This is a genomic window from Lentzea aerocolonigenes (assembly GCF_000974445.1).
In the GTDB taxonomy this organism is placed as follows: Bacteria; Actinomycetota; Actinomycetes; order Mycobacteriales; family Pseudonocardiaceae; genus Lentzea; species Lentzea aerocolonigenes.
Map to the genome: position 1 here is coordinate 77,465 of NZ_BBOJ01000001.1, position 15,011 is coordinate 92,475.

At 69.0% G+C, this 15,011-nt stretch carries 18 protein-coding genes; 6 read left to right on the plus strand and 12 right to left on the minus strand.

Features of this window, described 5'->3' with window-relative positions; genetic code table 11:
- Positions 1-8 precede the first annotated feature (8 nt).
- On the plus strand, positions 9-275 hold the full coding sequence (locus AOM45_RS52600) for a hypothetical protein (RefSeq protein ID WP_236703030.1): 267 nt from the start codon (positions 9-11) through the stop codon (positions 273-275).
- Positions 272-781 carry a BTAD domain-containing putative transcriptional regulator gene (locus tag AOM45_RS52605; protein WP_030471679.1) on the plus strand — a complete coding sequence of 170 codons (510 nt, stop codon included), beginning with the start codon at positions 272-274 and terminating at the stop codon, positions 779-781. Before AOM45_RS52600 ends, AOM45_RS52605 begins: the two co-directional genes overlap by 4 nt.
- Before the next feature lie 57 nt (positions 782-838).
- Here AOM45_RS52605 and AOM45_RS00395 read toward each other — a convergent pair whose 3' ends face one another.
- The 3 genes from AOM45_RS00395 to AOM45_RS00405 are packed head-to-tail and all read right to left on the minus strand — an operon-like array spanning position 839 to position 3,825.
- Complete coding sequence (locus AOM45_RS00395; RefSeq protein ID WP_030471678.1) at positions 839-2,356, minus strand: tripartite tricarboxylate transporter permease; 1,518 nt, start codon at positions 2,354-2,356, stop codon at positions 839-841.
- Positions 2,357-2,860, minus strand: a complete 504-nt coding sequence (locus AOM45_RS00400) for a tripartite tricarboxylate transporter TctB family protein (RefSeq protein WP_030471677.1) — start codon at positions 2,858-2,860, stop codon at positions 2,357-2,359. It lies immediately after the preceding gene.
- A complete protein-coding gene (locus tag AOM45_RS00405) occupies positions 2,857-3,825 on the minus strand; it encodes a Bug family tripartite tricarboxylate transporter substrate binding protein (protein ID WP_081902570.1) in 969 nt (322 codons plus the stop codon). The genes AOM45_RS00400 and AOM45_RS00405 overlap by 4 nt, the downstream gene beginning before the upstream one ends.
- Positions 3,826-3,955: 130 nt before the next feature.
- Between AOM45_RS00405 and AOM45_RS00410 the strand changes: the two genes are divergently transcribed.
- Together AOM45_RS00410 and AOM45_RS00415 are read left to right on the plus strand one after the other, a co-directional pair.
- A complete protein-coding gene (locus AOM45_RS00410) occupies positions 3,956-5,497 on the plus strand; it encodes a sensor histidine kinase (protein WP_030471675.1) in 1,542 nt (513 codons plus the stop codon).
- Entirely contained in the window at positions 5,494-6,165 is a 672-nt protein-coding gene (locus tag AOM45_RS00415; RefSeq protein ID WP_030471674.1) for a response regulator, read from the plus strand. The genes AOM45_RS00410 and AOM45_RS00415 overlap by 4 nt, the downstream gene beginning before the upstream one ends.
- Here the strand turns inward: AOM45_RS00415 and arfB are convergent.
- The 8 genes from arfB to AOM45_RS00455 form a co-directional block, all read right to left on the minus strand.
- Positions 6,148-6,570, minus strand: a complete 423-nt coding sequence (arfB, locus tag AOM45_RS00420; RefSeq protein WP_030471673.1) for an alternative ribosome rescue aminoacyl-tRNA hydrolase ArfB — start codon at positions 6,568-6,570, stop codon at positions 6,148-6,150. The genes AOM45_RS00415 and arfB overlap by 18 nt on opposite strands.
- Positions 6,571-6,580: 10 nt before the next feature.
- Complete coding sequence (locus tag AOM45_RS53695; protein ID WP_156094230.1) at positions 6,581-7,744, minus strand: SigE family RNA polymerase sigma factor; 1,164 nt, start codon at positions 7,742-7,744, stop codon at positions 6,581-6,583.
- Between the two features lie 53 nt (positions 7,745-7,797).
- On the minus strand, positions 7,798-8,859 hold the full coding sequence (gene purM / locus AOM45_RS00430) for a phosphoribosylformylglycinamidine cyclo-ligase (RefSeq protein WP_030471671.1): 1,062 nt from the start codon (positions 8,857-8,859) through the stop codon (positions 7,798-7,800).
- Between the two features lie 30 nt (positions 8,860-8,889).
- On the minus strand, positions 8,890-10,395 hold the full coding sequence (gene purF, locus AOM45_RS00435) for an amidophosphoribosyltransferase (RefSeq protein WP_030471670.1): 1,506 nt from the start codon (positions 10,393-10,395) through the stop codon (positions 8,890-8,892).
- A gap of 97 nt (positions 10,396-10,492) precedes the next feature.
- Positions 10,493-10,834 carry a hypothetical protein gene (locus tag AOM45_RS00440; protein WP_030471669.1) on the minus strand — a complete coding sequence of 114 codons (342 nt, stop codon included), beginning with the start codon at positions 10,832-10,834 and terminating at the stop codon, positions 10,493-10,495.
- The gene (locus tag AOM45_RS00445; RefSeq protein WP_030471668.1) at positions 10,834-11,172 is read right to left on the minus strand and encodes a hypothetical protein; all 339 of its coding nucleotides are present in this window, start codon (positions 11,170-11,172) and stop codon (positions 10,834-10,836) included. Before AOM45_RS00445 ends, AOM45_RS00440 begins: the two co-directional genes overlap by 1 nt.
- Positions 11,172-11,495 (minus strand): hypothetical protein, encoded by a 324-nt coding sequence (locus tag AOM45_RS00450; RefSeq protein WP_030471667.1) that lies wholly within the window; start codon positions 11,493-11,495, stop codon positions 11,172-11,174. The genes AOM45_RS00445 and AOM45_RS00450 overlap by 1 nt, the downstream gene beginning before the upstream one ends.
- The gene (locus tag AOM45_RS00455) at positions 11,495-12,241 is read right to left on the minus strand and encodes a maleylpyruvate isomerase N-terminal domain-containing protein (protein ID WP_030471666.1); all 747 of its coding nucleotides are present in this window, start codon (positions 12,239-12,241) and stop codon (positions 11,495-11,497) included. Before AOM45_RS00455 ends, AOM45_RS00450 begins: the two co-directional genes overlap by 1 nt.
- A gap of 95 nt (positions 12,242-12,336) precedes the next feature.
- On the opposite strand from AOM45_RS00455, the gene AOM45_RS00460 reads away from it, so the two are divergent.
- Both AOM45_RS00460 and AOM45_RS00465 read left to right on the plus strand, forming a co-directional pair.
- Positions 12,337-12,660 (plus strand): DUF2563 family protein, encoded by a 324-nt coding sequence (locus tag AOM45_RS00460; RefSeq protein ID WP_030471665.1) that lies wholly within the window; start codon positions 12,337-12,339, stop codon positions 12,658-12,660.
- Positions 12,657-14,630, plus strand: coding sequence for an alpha/beta hydrolase (locus tag AOM45_RS00465; RefSeq protein ID WP_030471664.1), 1,974 nt, complete (start codon positions 12,657-12,659; stop codon positions 14,628-14,630). The genes AOM45_RS00460 and AOM45_RS00465 overlap by 4 nt, the downstream gene beginning before the upstream one ends.
- On the opposite strand, the gene AOM45_RS00470 is transcribed toward AOM45_RS00465, so the two are convergent.
- Positions 14,627-14,974 (minus strand): sterol carrier family protein, encoded by a 348-nt coding sequence (locus AOM45_RS00470; protein ID WP_030471663.1) that lies wholly within the window; start codon positions 14,972-14,974, stop codon positions 14,627-14,629. The two genes, AOM45_RS00465 and AOM45_RS00470, sit on opposite strands and share 4 nt — an antisense overlap.
- Positions 14,975-15,011 lie beyond the last annotated feature (37 nt).

Below are 15,011 nucleotides of genomic sequence, written 5' to 3' on the forward strand. Positions count from 1 at the left end.
GAGTTCGCATGACCACCCCGCCGCATTCACGCAGGCGTTGTTCGTCATCCGGCCCGAGCACCGTCCTGCTCGTGGTGACCTCGTTCGTCTTCACCGGATGGATGCTGACGCAGGGCCACTCGCCGGTCGTCGCCGTGGCGACCACGGGCGCCGTGATGGCCGTGACCACGACGCTGAGCAGGAGCCGCCTGATCGGGATCCGGCCGTTCAGCGCGAGGTTCGGCGTGCTGCCGCCGTCCGACCCGCCGATGATCTGGCAGGACACCGAGCGATGACCTGTCCCGACGGCGACCCGCTCGAGCGCCTCAACCGGCTGTGGTCGCAGCTCATGCTCGCGCTGTCCAGATCGGGACGGCGAACGGAAGCGCTCGCCGCGTACCGGGAGGTCCGCGTGATCCTGCGGACCGAGCTGGGCATCGACCCGGACCCGGCACTGCCGCTCATCGCAACATCCACCGCCGAGCTGCGGGCCGCGACGGAGGCCGAGTTCATCGACCTGCTGCGGCTGGTCCAGGTGCGGTCGGGGCTGACGTTGCCGGAGATCTCCCGGCGGGCGGGCCAGGTGCTGCCGCGCAGCCAGGTCTACTCGTTGTTCAAGCGCCGCAAGCTGCCGACGAAGCCCGAGCAGGTGCGGGCGTTCGTGACGATCTGCGGACTGCCCGAGCCGCAGGTGGCCCGCGTGATGGAGCTGTGGGCGACGTTGCGCGAGCAGGTCGAGCTCGCGGTCAGCGGCCCGGAGGACGAGAAACCGTTCGCGATCCTCATCGTGCGCACCGCTTGACGCACGCGGGGACCTTTCGTGCACCAGGAGTGAACGAAAGGTCCCCGCGTGCACCAGTCAGGCGTCTACTTTCTCGCGCTCGGGAGTGGGAGCGGCAGGAGGGGTTGGGCTCGGGAGGAGGCGGCGGATCAGCGGGAAGAACACGATCAGCAGCACGATCACGTACACGACGACCGCCATCGGGCTGTTGACCAGGCCGGTCAGCGAGCCGTCGGAGAGCTGCAGCGAACGGCGCATCTGCTGTTCCGCGGCCGGGCCGAGGATCACGCCGATGATCGCGGGCAGCACCGGGAGGCCGTAGCGGCGCATCGCGAAGCCCAGCACACCGATCACGAACATCAGCAGCAGGTCGAAGATGTCCGCGTTCACCGCGTACGCACCGACCGAGGCGAAGAACAGGATGCCCGCGTAGAGGTACGGCCGCGGGATCCGCAGCAGCTTCGCCCACAACGGCGCCAGCGGCAGGTTCAGCACCAGCAGCAGCGTCAGGCCGATGAACAGCGACGCGATCAACGCCCACACCAGGCCGGCCTCGCGCTGGAACAGCAGCGGACCGGGCTGGATGCCGTACGTCTGGAACGCCGCGAGCATGACGGCCGCGGTCGCCGTCGTCGGCAGGCCCAGCGTCAGCATCGTGACCAGGGTGCCCGCGGCGGACGCGGACGCCGTGGACTCGGGGCCCGCGACGCCCTCGATCGCGCCCTTGCCGAACTCGTCCTTGTGCTTGGAGAGCCGCTTCTCCGTCACGTACGACAGGAACGTCGGGATCTCCGCGCCACCAGCCGGGATCGCGCCGAACGGGAAGCCGATCGCCGGCCCCCGCAGCCACGGCTTCCAGGTGCGCTTCAGGTCGGCCTTCGACAGCCACGGACGGCCGACGGGAATCGGCACGAAAGGCTTGCGGCGCAGGTGAGCCGCGACCCACAGGGCCTCACCGACCGCGAACAGCGCCACCGCGACGACGATGACGTCGATGCCGTCGGCCAGGTGCAACGAGCCGAACGTGAGGCGCTGCTGGCCGGTCATCTCGTCGAGGCCGACCAGCCCGATCGTCAGGCCGATGAGCAACGACGCCACGCCGCGCACTCGCGACGAGCCCAGCACCGACGTCACGGCGATGAACGCCAGCACCATGATCGCGAACAGGTCCGGCGCACCGATGTCGACGGCGTGCTTGGCCACGAACGGCGCCAGCAGCACGATCAGCATCGTGCCGATGATGCCGCCGGTGAAGTGGCCGATGGCGGCGGCGGCAAGCGCTTGCGCACCACGTCCCTTGCGGGCCATGGGATTGCCTTCGAACGCGGTGACCACAGCAGCGCTCTCGCCCGGTGTGTTCAGCAGGATCGACGTCGTCGAGCCACCGAACATGCCGCCGTAGTAGATGCCCGCGAACATGATGAACGCGCCGGTCGGCTCCATGCCGTAGGTGACGGGCAGCAGCAGTGCCACCGCCATCGCCGGGCCGATGCCCGGCAGGACGCCGATCGCGGTGCCGAGCAGCACGCCGATCGCGGCGAACAGCAGATGTGTCGGCGTCAGCGCGGTCGCGAAGCCGTCGAGCAGTTGTCCCACCTAGAACACCTCCATCAACGGGCCACCGGGGAGCGGGACGCCGAGCAGGTTGTTGAACACCGCGAACGTGAGGATCGACAGGCCCGCCGCGATCAGCGGATCGCGGACGTACGCCCTGCTGCCGAGCGCGTAGGCCGCGCCCCAGAACAGGATCGCGCCGGAGATCGGGAACCCGACGACGCCGATCAGCGCGGCGTTCGCGAGGAAAGCACCGCACAGCAGGAGAACCGTGCGCCAGTCGGCCGGTTCGGACAGGTCGACGTCCTCGCCGCCCTCGGCCTCACCGCGGCCGCCGCGCAGCACGTCGCGGGCGAGCATCACGGCGACGACCAGCAGCAGCGACCCGACCAGGATCGGCACCGCCTTCGGACCGACCGGGCCGCGCTGCGCGAAGTCCGTGGGGATGCGCACGGCGTCGGTCAGCACCAGCACGCCGAGCACGACCAGCAGGGCGCAGATGCCCAGCTCAGAGCGTTCCCGCAACCACGCTTTCGTCGCTGTCATGCCAGCCCCAAGTCCTTGAGCACCGTTGCCACCCGCTTGTTCTCGTTTTCCAGGAAGGTCTTGAACTCGTCTCCCGGTGCGAAGGCGTCCGTCCAGCCGTTGCGCTGCAACGCTTCCGCCCACTGCGACGTCTTGTGGAGCCGCGCGAACACGTCGACCAGCTTGTCGCGGTCGTTCTGCGCGATGCCGGGTGGCGCGACGATCCCGCGCCAGTTGGTGAACTCGACGTCCACACCGGACTCCTTGAGCGTCGGCGCGTCGATGCCCTGGATGCGGTTCTTGCTCGTCACCGCGAGCACCCGCAACGTGCCGGCCTGGATCTGGTCGCGGTACTCGCCGACGCCGGAGACGCCGAACGCGACCTTGCCGCCCAGCACGCTCGCCAGCAGCTCGCCACCGCCGTCGAACGGGATGTAGTTGACCGTCTTGGGCGGCAGGCCCACGGCCTTCGCGATCAGCATCGGCGCCAGGTGGTCGGGCCCGCCCGGTGCCGAACCGCCGCCGACGGTCACGGTGCCGGGATTGGCCTTCCACGCGTCCACGAGTTGTTGCATCGACGTGTACGGCGAGTCCTTCGCGACCACGACGATGTCCGGTTCCTCGATCAGCTTCGCGATCGGGGTCGTGTCGAGCAGCGAGTTCGGTGACTTGTTCGTGTACACCGCGCCGACGACGCCCAGGCCCATCGACATGATCAGCTTGCCGTTGCCGCGCTCGCCGACCGTGCGCCCGAGTCCGACCGTGCCGCCCGCGCCGGGGAGGTTGAACACCTCGGCGTTGCGCAGCAGGTCGGCGTCTTCCATGGCCTTCGCCGCCGTGCGCGCCGTGATGTCGTACCCGCCGCCCGGCTGGTTCGGCACGAGCACGCGCAACGACCGCACCTGGCTGGTCTCGCCGCTGTCCGCACCCGGCGTCAGCAGCGGTGGCACCAGCAGGACGGCGAGCAACGCCGTCGCCACCGCCACCCACACCTTCACCGACACTGTGATCCCCGCCTCTCATCCGCGTGGTTCGACATGTTGCTCTGGTGTAAACCTTGATGTCGCTCTTGCGCTTCTAAGGTTTCTTTCGGTCTTTCTGGTCACGGGAGGTCAAATGCGCCGCAGACGTTCCCTGGCCAGCCAGCTTCTCGCATGGCAACTCGTAGTGGTCACCTTGCTACTGTGCGCGGTGGGCGCGCTGACTGTCGTCCAGACGGGCAGCAACTTTCGCTCCAACGAGGAACGCCGGATGCTGTCGGTCGCCGAGACGGTGGCCGCGAACTCGCTGGTCCAGGAGCAGATGGGCAACTGGCGACTGCTCGCCGCGCCCGCCGAGACGGCCCGCAGCCTGTCCGGGGCCTCCTACGTGCTGATCCTCAACGACAAGCGGCTCGTGATCGCCTCGCCGGTCCCCGACCAGATCGGGTCCACTCTGGACACCAGGACCACCGCGCTCGAGGGCAGGTCGTGGACGGGGACGGTCGGCGACTCGATCGAGGCGCACGTGCCGGTGTTCGACCCGGTCAGTCGTCGCGTGAACGGCATGGTGATCGCGGGCGCGCAGGACCAGGGGGTCTTCGCCGGTGTGCTGCAGCAGCCCGTCGACCTGCTGCGCTACCTGGCGATCGCGCTGCTCATCGGCGTCACCGGGTCGTTGCTGCTGGCCCGCCGCGTGAAGAACCAGACGCTCGGGCTGGAGCCGCACGAGATCACCGCGCTGGTCGAGAACCGCGAGGCGTTGCTGCACGGCATCCGCGAGGGTGTCGTCGGCCTCGACGGGCAGAACCGGATCACGCTGGTCAACGACCACGCGCGCGACCTGCTGGCGTTGCCGGAGGACGCGGTCGGCCGCTCGGTCGAGGAGCTCGAGCTCAACGACCGCCTGCGCGACGTGCTGACCGGCCGCGCGACCGGCGTCGACCAGCTGGTGCTGCGCCAGGGGGTCGTGCTGACGTTGAACCGGATGCCGATCGCGGGCGGCGAGGGTGCGGTCGTGACGTTGCGGGACCGCACGGAACTCCTGGCGCTGCAACACGAACTCGACGCGTCGCAGCACGCCACGGACACGTTGCGAGCCCAGGCGCACGAGTTCGCGAACCGGCTGCACACGATCGCCGGGCTGATCGCGCTCAAGGAGTACGACGAGGTCACCAACTACATTCACCAGATCAGCTCGGCGCAGGACCAGTGGCGGGCCGAGGTCAGCTCGTCGATCGGCGACCCCGCCGTGGCCGCGCTGCTGATCGCGAAGGCGTCGCTCGCGGCCGAACGCGGCACGGCCCTGCGGATGGGGCCGGACAGCGTGCTCGGACGCGTCGACGAAGCGTTGTCGGCGGATCTGGTGATGGTGCTGGGCAATCTCGTCGACAACGCGTTGGACGCGCTGAGCTCGCTCAGCCCGTCGAACGGGGCAGGCAAGTGGATCGAGGTGGGTGTGATGCAGTTGGACGACGAGGTCCAGGTCGTGGTGCGCGACTCCGGTCCCGGTGTGGCACCGGAACTCGCGGAAGAGGTGTTCCGGCACGGGTTCACGACCAAGGCGGCATCGCACGGCGAACGCGGCCTCGGGCTGGCGTTGATCAGACGGGCCTGTCTGCGGCGCGGAGGTTCGGTGAGCGTGTCGGGCTCGGTCTTCACCGCAAGGCTGCCCTGGTGATCCGCGTGCTGGTCGTCGACGACGACTTCATGGTGGCCAAGGTGCACAGCGGTTACGTCGCGCGCACCGAGGGGTTCGAGGTCGTCGGGGTCGCGCACACCGGCGGCGACGCGTTGCGGCTGGTGGCGTCGCTCAAGCCGGACCTCGTGCTGCTCGACATCTACCTGCCCGACCAGAGCGGGCTCGAAGTGCTGAAGTCGTTGCGCGCCAACGAGGACGTGGATGTCATCGTGATCACGGCCGCGACCGACGTGGACACCGTGCGCAGTGCGATGCGCGGTGGCGTGCTGCACTACCTGATCAAGCCGTTCGACTACTCCGCACTGCGCGACCAGCTCGCGCACTTCGCGTCGTTGCGGGAGAAGCTGCACCGCCTGGACTCGGCGGGGCAGGCGGACGTGGACCAGGTGTTCGGGGCACGTCCGTCGTCAAAACCGTTGCTGCCCAAGGGGTTGACGCCGGAGACCGCACGGCTCGTGGAAGGCGCGCTGCGGTCGCATCCGGACGGCCTCTCGGCTTCGGAGTGCGCGTCGTCGACCGGTGTCGCGCGGGTGAGTGCGCGGCGGTACCTGGAGCACTTCGTGGCCATCGGACGGGCCGAGGTGCGGTTGCGGTACGGCGGAACCGGTCGCCCGGAACGGATCTACGCGCTAGTCCCAGGAGCCTGAACGGCCGCGCTTGGTCTCGGCGCGGCGCTTCTTGCCGGCGATGCGGCGTTCCTTCGAGCCCTTCGTGGGCTTGGTCGGCTTGCGCATCGGAGGCGGTGGCGCGGCGGCGCTCCTGAGGATCGCGGCGAGCCGTTCCCGTGCGGCGGCACGGTTCTGCAGCTGCGCGCGGTGCTCCGAGGCCGCGATCGTGAGCACTCCGTCGACCAGCCTGTTCTCCAGGCGGTCGAGCATGCGGCGCTTGAGGTGCTCGGGGATCGACGGCGAGGCAGCCAGGTCGAACGAGAGCTCCACGCGACTGTCCGCCGTGTTCACTCCCTGCCCGCCCGGCCCACCTGACCTGGAAAAACGTTCGCGCAACTCAGACGCCGGTATCACCAGCGTCCGAGTCACGGTCACGTCGTTCATGCCCCCAAGGTTACGAGGCGAGCCCCGGAATTGTCGCGATCTTTATCAGCTCCTCGCTGTCGAGCACGAGGTTCGGCCGCGTCGGCGTCCTGCTGTAGCCGGGTTCGCCCCACGTGCCGTCGTAGAAGGCCGCCATGTTGTCGGTGGTGATCGTGACGACGGTGTTGTCGGGGTAGAGGGCGGTGACGTACATCCTCTTCAGGTCAGGCCTGCCGGGGAACATGGCCTGGCTGATACCGATCTTGATGCCGTTGCGTTCCAGGGTCTGGCAGTCCGGGGTCTCGCCGCAGCTGGTGGTGAAACCCGCGGGGGCGGGTCCGATCGCGATCGTGATGCCGCCGACGCCCTGCGCGTCCCGCAGCCTGGCCACCGCCCGCCGCAGGTTGTCGGGGGTGTTGGTGTTGGTGCGGGTGAAGAACACGAACGCCTTGGCGTTGATCTCGGGGACGTCCTCGGCGGTCACGCCCGCAGGCAGCTGGTAGGACTTCTTGAACAACTCGGTGAGCTGCGCGTTGCGCTGGACCACGGGATCCAGCACGTACCTTTCCGTGCTGGTCGCCGTCGGCCGCGGCAGCGCCAGGTAGCCGGCCGTGCCCAGTCCCACCAGCAGCACGAACGCCATCGCCGTCGCGATCGCCGTGCGCCTGCGGGCCAGCCTCGACTTGCCCTTCCGGATCACCTCGGACGTGTGGATCCGCGACTCCGGCTCGTCCACCAGCAGGTCGCGCAACGCGGCGAGGCCCTTGGCCGCCTGACTCTTCACCGTGCCCTCCGTCCTGCCGAGGATGCGGGCGGTCTCGGTGATGCTCAGGTCCTCCCAGTACCGCAGCACGACGACCGCGCGTTGCCCCGGTGGCAACGCGTCCAGCGCCAGCTTGAGGTCGAGGTCGGACGAGTGGTCGGCGACAGGGCTCTCGGGCACGGCGTCGACGGTCCGTTCGCGCTGGAAGAAGCCGCGGCGGCCGTCGTCGATGGCGGTGCGCACGAGCACCTTGCGCGCGTAGGCGTCCACGCTGTCCCTGCGGACGCGCGACCAGGCCCCGTAGAGCTTGATCAGCGCCGTTTGGACGATGTCCTCGGCGCGATGCCAGTCGCCGCACAGCAGGAACGCCGTGCGGCGCATGACGAGAGCGCGTGCGTCGACGTACTCCCCGAACTCGCGGTCGCGGTCCAAGTGCCCCTCCTCGGTCGCCGCTTAGTACGCGGCGACCGGGTCAGGAGGTTGCCTCAGAAACGCGGGTGGTCGCCGACGAGTGCGGCGCCGCCCTCCTCGGACCTGGTGACCTCGCCGAGCACCCACGCCGGGACGTGGCGGGCGGTGAGCACGGCCAGGGCGCGGTCGACGTCCTCCGGCGCGACGACGGCGACCATGCCGACGCCCATGTTGAACGCCTTCTCCATCTCCTCGCGCTCCACGCGACCGCGCTGGGCGATGAGCTGGAAGACCGGCGCGGGCGTCCACGTGCCGCGGTCGAGCTTGGCGTGCAGGCCCTCCGGCAGGACGCGGGCCAGGTTCGCGGCCAGGCCGCCACCGGTGACGTGCGAGAACCCGCGGACCTCCGTCTCGGCGATCAGCGCGAGGCAGTCCTTGGCGTAGATCTTGGTCGGCTCCAGCATCTCCTCGCCGAGGGTGCGGCCGAACTCCTCGACGTGGCCCTCGAGCGGCATGCGCGCGATCTCCAGGAGCACGTGCCTGGCGAGCGAGTAGCCGTTGGAGTGCAGGCCGGACGAGCCCATCGCGATCACGACGTCGCCGTCGCGGACCCGCTCCGGGCCGAGCAGCTTGGAGTGCTCGACCACGCCGACGCCGGTGCCGGAGATGTCGTAGTCGTCGTCGCCCATCAGGCCGGGGTGCTCGGCCGTCTCGCCGCCGAGCAGCGCGCAACCGGCCTGGACACAGCCCTCGGCGATGCCCTTGACCAGCGCCGCGATCCGGTCGGGAACGACCTTGCCGACCGCGATGTAGTCCTGCACGAACAGCGGCTCGGCACCGCAGACGACCAGGTCGTCCACGATCATGGCGACGAGGTCGATGCCGACGGTGTCGTGCTTGTCGAGCGCCTGCGCGACCGCGATCTTGGTGCCGACGCCGTCCGTGGAGGAGGCGAGGATCGGCTCCTTCCAGCGGTCGAGCTTGAGCTGGAACAGGCCGGCGAACCCACCGATCCCGCCGAGCACCTCGGGCCGGTGCGCCTTGGCCGCCCACGGCTTGAGCTTCTCCACCGCCTCGTCACCTGCGGCGATACTGACTCCGGCGGAGGCGTAGGTGGCCTTGGCGCTGTCGGTCACGTCAACTTCTTCCACTTGGATCTCGGGTGCTCAGGGACGACGCAGGGCGTCTTCGGCACCATAGCTGTTGGCCAGCACGGGAGCGGCCGAGCCCGACACGCCCTTGAGGCCTTCGAGCAGGTGCTTGCCGATGAGCGCGTCCTGCGGCAGTTCGATGGGGTACTCGCCGTCGAAGCAGGCCGCGCACAGCCGCGTCTTGGGCTGCTCGGTGGCCGCGACGAGCTGCTCGAGCGACACGTACCCGAGCGAGTCGGCACCGACCGACCGCCGGATGCCGTCGTCGTCCAGGCCGTTCGCGATCAGCTCGGCCCGCGAGGCGAAGTCGATGCCGTAGAAGCACGGCCACTTGACGGGCGGCGACGCGATCCGCACGTGGACCTCCAGCGCGCCGGCCTCGCGCAGCATGCGGACGAGCGCGCGCTGGGTGTTCCCGCGCACGATGGAGTCGTCCACCACCACGAGCCGCTTGCCGCGGATGACGTCCCGCAGCGGGTTCAGCTTCAGCCGGATGCCCAGCTGGCGGATGGTCTGCGACGGCTGGATGAACGTCCGTCCGACATAGGCGTTCTTGACCAGACCCGACCCGTACGGGATGCCGCTGGCCTGCGCGTACCCGATCGCGGCCGGCGTACCGGACTCGGGCACCGGGATGACCAGGTCGGCCTCGACCGGGTGCTCCTTGGCGAGCCGGCGCCCGATCTCGACGCGCGTGGCGTGGACGCCGCGCCCGGAGATCGTCGTGTCCGGACGCGCCAGGTAGACGTACTCGAAGATGCAGCCCTTGGGCTCGGGCGTCGCGAACCTGCTGCTGCGGAGCCCGTCCTCGTCGATCGCGATGAGCTCACCGGGCTCGACCTCGCGCACGAAGCTCGCACCCACGATGTCCAGCGCGGCGGTCTCACTCGCCACGACCCAGCCCCGTTCGAGGCGGCCCAGCACGAGCGGCCTGACCCCGTGCGGATCACGCGCCGCGTAGAGAGTGCTCTCGTCGGAGAACGTCAGGCAGTACGCACCCTTGACCGTCGGGAGGAGCTCCAGCGCGGCCTGCTCGATGCCCTTGTCGGCCGCCGCGTGAGCGAGCAGACCGCAGAGGATGTCCGAGTCGGTCGTCGCACCGTTGCGCTCGACGATGCCGAGCGCCTTGGCCTTCTCCAGCAGCTCGGCGGTGTTCACCAGGTTGCCGTTGTGACCGAGGCTCAGGCCACTGCCGGCCGCCGTGGTGCGGAACGTGGGCTGCGCGTTCTCCCAGGTCGTGGACCCGGTGGTGGAGTAACGGCAGTGCCCGACGGCCACGTGGCCCTTCAAGCTCTGCAGGACCTGCTCGTCGAACACCTGGCTGACGAGCCCGAGGTCCTTGAAGACGACGACCTGCGCCCCGTCCCCGACAGAGATGCCCGCCGCCTCCTGGCCGCGGTGCTGCAGGGCGTAGAGCCCGTAGTAGGTCAGCTTCGAGACGTCTTCACCGGGAGCCCAGACGCCGAAGACGCCGCACTCCTCACGGGGTTCCTGTTCGGGCTGGGAATGGTCGGCGACCACCGAGTGGCTCCCTCACGAGTGGGGCTGGCTGCACCCCGAGTGTAAGTGGAGCAGGGGGCCAACCACCCCCTCCGAACCCCTGGTGGGGTGACCAAACTCATGCCTTCCGGCACTGAAACAGCTCGGTCTGGATCGAGTTGGTCTGAAGGATGCCGATCGAACGCTGTTTTGCGAGGCAGGTCACCTCGTCGCCGACCGCGACCTCACCGTCGATCTCGGCGGGCTCCACGACCGTGCCGGTGAAGTTGTCACGGTCGTACGCGCTCTCCTGCAACTCTCCGACCCGGTCCAGCCAGACCCGCGCGCGGGGCGGGAGGTAGGTGGGGACGGCATCGTCTTCGTCGATCTTGGCCACCTTCAGGCGGATCTCCGCCTCCCAGGTGCCGGAACAGCCGGCGAGCGCGAGACAGCCCACCAGAACAAGAACGATCTTGCGCATCAAGCCTTCTCACACGACAACAGGTCGGTCCTGATCACATCGGCATCGGCGTAGCCGCTGGTCTTCTGCTCAGCCGCGCAGACGACCTCGTCACCGACGACGACCTCACCCCTGATCTCGAAGCGGTCCACGACCTGTGGGCTCACCGTGTCCGGCTCCAGGGCGTCGTCCGGCACCTCTCCGACCAGCTCGAGCCGCAGCGTCGCGTACTTGCGGTCGTACTTCGGCGCGACCTCGTAGATCTTGTCGACCTTGAACCGGACCTTCTCGCGCCACTCGGCCGCACCACAACCACTCAGCACGAGACAGCCGGCCAGCGCCACGATGATCTTGCGCATCAAGCCTTCTTGCAGCTCTTCACGAAGGTCACGACGTTCGAATCTTCGATTGCGCTGCCCTTCTTCTGCTCGACCAGGCACAGCACCTCGTCGCCGACAGCAGCGCCACCACTCACCGCCTTTGGTTGCACGGGCTTGCGGGCCAAGTCCTGCGGGTCCAGCGCACCCTTCGGCGCGTCACCCACCAGCTCAAGGCGGAAGAACTCTGTCGGGCTGCTGGTATCCAGAGAGTCGATCCGGTAGCGGACCTCCTGCCCCTCCCATGAGGCAGCACATCCGGCGAGCACCAAACAGGTGGCTGCGACCACAGCGAGCTTGCGCATCAATGCCCCCGTCCGACCTTCAGGACGTCCAGCAGGCGCTGGTCGCCGGTCATCTCCTTGAGGTTCATCCGGTTCCAGAGCCAGAAGTAGACGAGCTCGGCATCACCGGTCACCTGCGCGTCACCTTCCTCGCCGGGCGCGGCAGCACGGGTCTGCGGCACCTCGCCCGCGGTGAGGGAGATCAGCCAGGACTCGGGCACGTCGGTCGGCCGCACCACGGCCGTACCGGACACCTCGCTGGGCGAGTCGCCGTCGAGCTTGGCCGCGACGATCGTGGTCAGCACCTCGTCGATGCCGTCGACGCACAGGTCGGTGTCCGTGGCCACGACCTGGCGGACGACCGTCTGCGCGTCGAAGCGGCGCAGCACCGTCTCGTGAGCGATTCGGCGGTGCCACACCCAGGCGAGGTCGGGTGCTGCCGGGGAGAACGTCCACACCGGGCGATTTCCTGACACGGCCGCGAGGACCTCTCCGGCCTCAGCCAGCTGCAGGTCGAGGTAGTCGAGCGGCGACAGCCCGCCCCTCGGTGCCGGCGGCTTCATCGGGTTGCGGCTACCGGTGCGCAGGTAGGCGGTCGAGGTCTCCAGGAAGCGCGCCAGGTGCACGACGAGGTCCTGCACGGTCCATCCCGGACGCGTCGGCACGTCGGCAGTCGGGTCCGCGTCCGCGACCGCCTTCCGGAACATCTCTGCCTGCTCGATGAACACAGCGGTCCACCGCTGAGCCGTCCACCCTGTCTGCACCATGCGCGTCATCGTGCCCCAAACGCGCCACGCGTGAGTGGGGAACCGACCATGATGCTTCTGCGTCGCATGGATCAGAGACCAACCAGGGGGTGGCGATGTTCGGCGTTGAGCCCGAACTGCTGCGCAACGCGTCCAAGGAGTTCGTCAACGGCTCCGACGCGGTGCGCGAGGCGGCGGAGATGATCTCGATGCTCAAGCTCGACGCCGGTGCGCTGGGAGAGGTCGACGCGGCTGCGGAGTTCGCGGACGCCCTCGCGAAGTTCGTCGGCACGCACTCCCAGGACCTCCGGCGCGGTTCCGCATGGATCACCGACGCCGCCGAAGGTCTCGTGTCGAACGCCGACTCCTACCAGCGCACCGACGACGATCACGCGGCCGCGCTGAAGAAGCTCGTCCAGGGACTTGGGGGCGGCAAGTGAGCTACACGGATCCGGAGAGCCTGTACGGCAAGCTCGCGTCCGGCGACGTCGGCCGCATCGCCGCAGCCGCTGACCCGATCACGGGTGCGATCAGCGCGGTCGGCCGGGCCGGCGAGTCCGTGGCAAAGGGTGGCAAGACCGCGGTGAGCAACTGGGTCGGCGACACGGCCACGAAGTTCACCGCTCGTGCCGAGCTGTCCGCGACCGCCGCGAAGGCAGCTGTCGAACGACTCGGTGCAGGTGTGGACATCGTCCAGGCCGCGTCGCGGGCTTACGGTCAGATGCGCGGTGCCGCGGACCAGGCGATCAACGTGTGGCGCAGCCGTCCACCGGGTCTCGACGAAGAGCAGACCCGCACACTCGCCAACCAGGTCAACGACTCCCTGAACAAGGTGAAGTCGGGCTACGACAACGTGCTGCGGTCCTACGCCGGTGCCCTCACCAAGATTCCACCTGGTTTCGAGGAGTCCGCTCGCACGGACTGCGGCTGGGACCGTGCCGCTCAACGGGCAGGCGCAGGCGGGGCACTGCCGCCGGTGCCGCCACCCGGTACCGACCCGAAAACGGTCGCTGCCTGGTGGAAATCGCTCAGTGCGGACCAGCAGAAGGCGTTGCTGGACACCAAGTTCCAGGAGCTCGGCCAGCTTCCCGGCTTGCCGGCCGAAGTGCTCGACAAAGCGAACCGCGCACGCGTCACGGATGACATCGACCGGTTCAACAGCCAGAAAACCGCTCTGCAGCAGCAACTCGCGGAACGTGCTCGTGAACTGGGCGTTGATCCGAACTCGTCAGATGGCCAACGAGCACTGCGCAACGACCCGCAAGGGTCGCAACTGATGGCCAAGTACGACGAAGCAGCCCGCCGCGCGCACAACGCGGAAATGGCGAACAAGTCGTTGATCATGGCGGGCGACCAGGTCGAGAAGAACGGCAAGCAGGCCTACGTCCTCGCCTACAGCCCCGACGGCCCCGGTGGCAAGGAAGGCACGATGGCGGTGGCGTTCGGCAACCCGGACACCGCCAAGAACCTCGCCGTCTGCGTGCCGGGAACTACTTCGAGCCTCGAAAGCGGCTTCAGCATGGAGCAGGCCGCCAACCTCAGCAACGCGATGGGGCCGGACGGGGCCGCGATCCAGTGGCTCGGGTACGACGCGCCCGCTGCCGCGCTGGGACAGGTCAACGACCCGGCACAGGCCATCGAGGGCGGCAGGATCCTCGCGAAGGACGTCGAGAACTACCGCGCGGTCAACCCCAACGCGCACGTCACCGTCATCGGGCACAGCTACGGCAGCACGGTCGTCGGTTACTCGGCGATGGACAACGGTCTGAAGGCCGACGACATCGCATTCGTCGGCTCTCCCGGTGTCGGCGCGTCCAACGTGAACCAGCTCGGTCCGGGCGCTGGGCACGTGTACGTCGGTGGCACCGAGCACGACCCGGTCATCCAGGGCACGAGTGGCGACTGGTTCACCAAGGACGGGTCGTCGACCGGGCCGTACGACGCCTCGTTCGGCGCGAAGCAGTTCGGCACCTCCGGCGAGTCCTGGGTCGGGCACGCGCACTCCGCCTACTACGACAAGGGTTCCGAGTCGTTGGGCAACCTCGCCAAGATCGCGACCGGGCACGGCGGTGACGTCACCGAGCAGCGGTGGCAGGACTCGCCGACGCCGGTCGAGGTACCTGGCTCGAACCTGCCCGGTGTGGGCCCGGTCATCGACTGGGGTGTCAACACCGGCAAGGAGGTCGTCGACATGGGCGAGGACGTCTGGCGCGGTGGCGGCCAGGTCGTCGACGACATCTCCCGGGGCAACTGGGGAGACGCCGGACGCCACGCGGTGGGCACCGCGGGCGAGGTGGCGAGCGATGCCGCCGACGTCGTCGTCGACACGCTGGGCAACGTCGGTGAGCTGGGCCGGGACGCCGTCGAGGGTGTCGGCGGCGTGGTGAAGAAGATCGGGTCCTGGTTCTAGAAACGCACCACCGGCAGCAGGTGGGAGAGGTCGGCTCGGGTCCCCGACGCGGTGACCCGAGCACCGTCCAGGGCGTCGGTCCACGCCAGGTCGCCGGTCGCCAGTTCCAGCCACGTGCGCGGGTCGGTCTCCACCACGTTCGGGGGTGTTCCTCGGGTGTGGCGCGGGCCCTCGACGCACTGCACCGCGGCGAACGGGGGGACGCGCACCTCGACGCTGCGGCCGGGGGCGAGGGTTTCCAGGGTGCGCAGGCTCAGGCGGACCGCGGCGGCCAGCACCGGGCGTTCTGGCTGGTCAGCTTCGCCTCGCAGCCACGGGAGCACGGCCTGCACGGCGGCTCGCATCTCGGCTGGGTCGACGGCTTTGGCTGGCACGTCGCCC

Excerpts from the sequence above, each read along its gene's own strand:
- AOM45_RS52600 (WP_236703030.1), top strand. The coding sequence starts at position 9 with ATGACCACCCCGCCGCATTCACGCAGGCGTTGTTCGTCATCCGGCCCG.
- AOM45_RS52605 (WP_030471679.1), top strand. The coding sequence starts at position 272 with ATGACCTGTCCCGACGGCGACCCGCTCGAGCGCCTCAACCGGCTGTGG.
- AOM45_RS00400 (WP_030471677.1), bottom strand. The coding sequence starts at position 2,860 with ATGACAGCGACGAAAGCGTGGTTGCGGGAACGCTCTGAGCTGGGCATC.
- AOM45_RS00410 (WP_030471675.1), top strand. The coding sequence starts at position 3,956 with ATGCGCCGCAGACGTTCCCTGGCCAGCCAGCTTCTCGCATGGCAACTC.
- arfB (WP_030471673.1), bottom strand. The coding sequence starts at position 6,570 with ATGAACGACGTGACCGTGACTCGGACGCTGGTGATACCGGCGTCTGAG.
- AOM45_RS00440 (WP_030471669.1), bottom strand. The coding sequence starts at position 10,834 with ATGCGCAAGATCGTTCTTGTTCTGGTGGGCTGTCTCGCGCTCGCCGGC.
- AOM45_RS00445 (WP_030471668.1), bottom strand. The coding sequence starts at position 11,172 with ATGCGCAAGATCATCGTGGCGCTGGCCGGCTGTCTCGTGCTGAGTGGT.
- AOM45_RS00450 (WP_030471667.1), bottom strand. The coding sequence starts at position 11,495 with ATGCGCAAGCTCGCTGTGGTCGCAGCCACCTGTTTGGTGCTCGCCGGA.
- AOM45_RS00455 (WP_030471666.1), bottom strand. The coding sequence starts at position 12,241 with ATGGTGCAGACAGGGTGGACGGCTCAGCGGTGGACCGCTGTGTTCATC.
- AOM45_RS00460 (WP_030471665.1), top strand. The coding sequence starts at position 12,337 with ATGTTCGGCGTTGAGCCCGAACTGCTGCGCAACGCGTCCAAGGAGTTC.
- AOM45_RS00470 (WP_030471663.1), bottom strand. The coding sequence starts at position 14,974 with ATGCGAGCCGCCGTGCAGGCCGTGCTCCCGTGGCTGCGAGGCGAAGCT.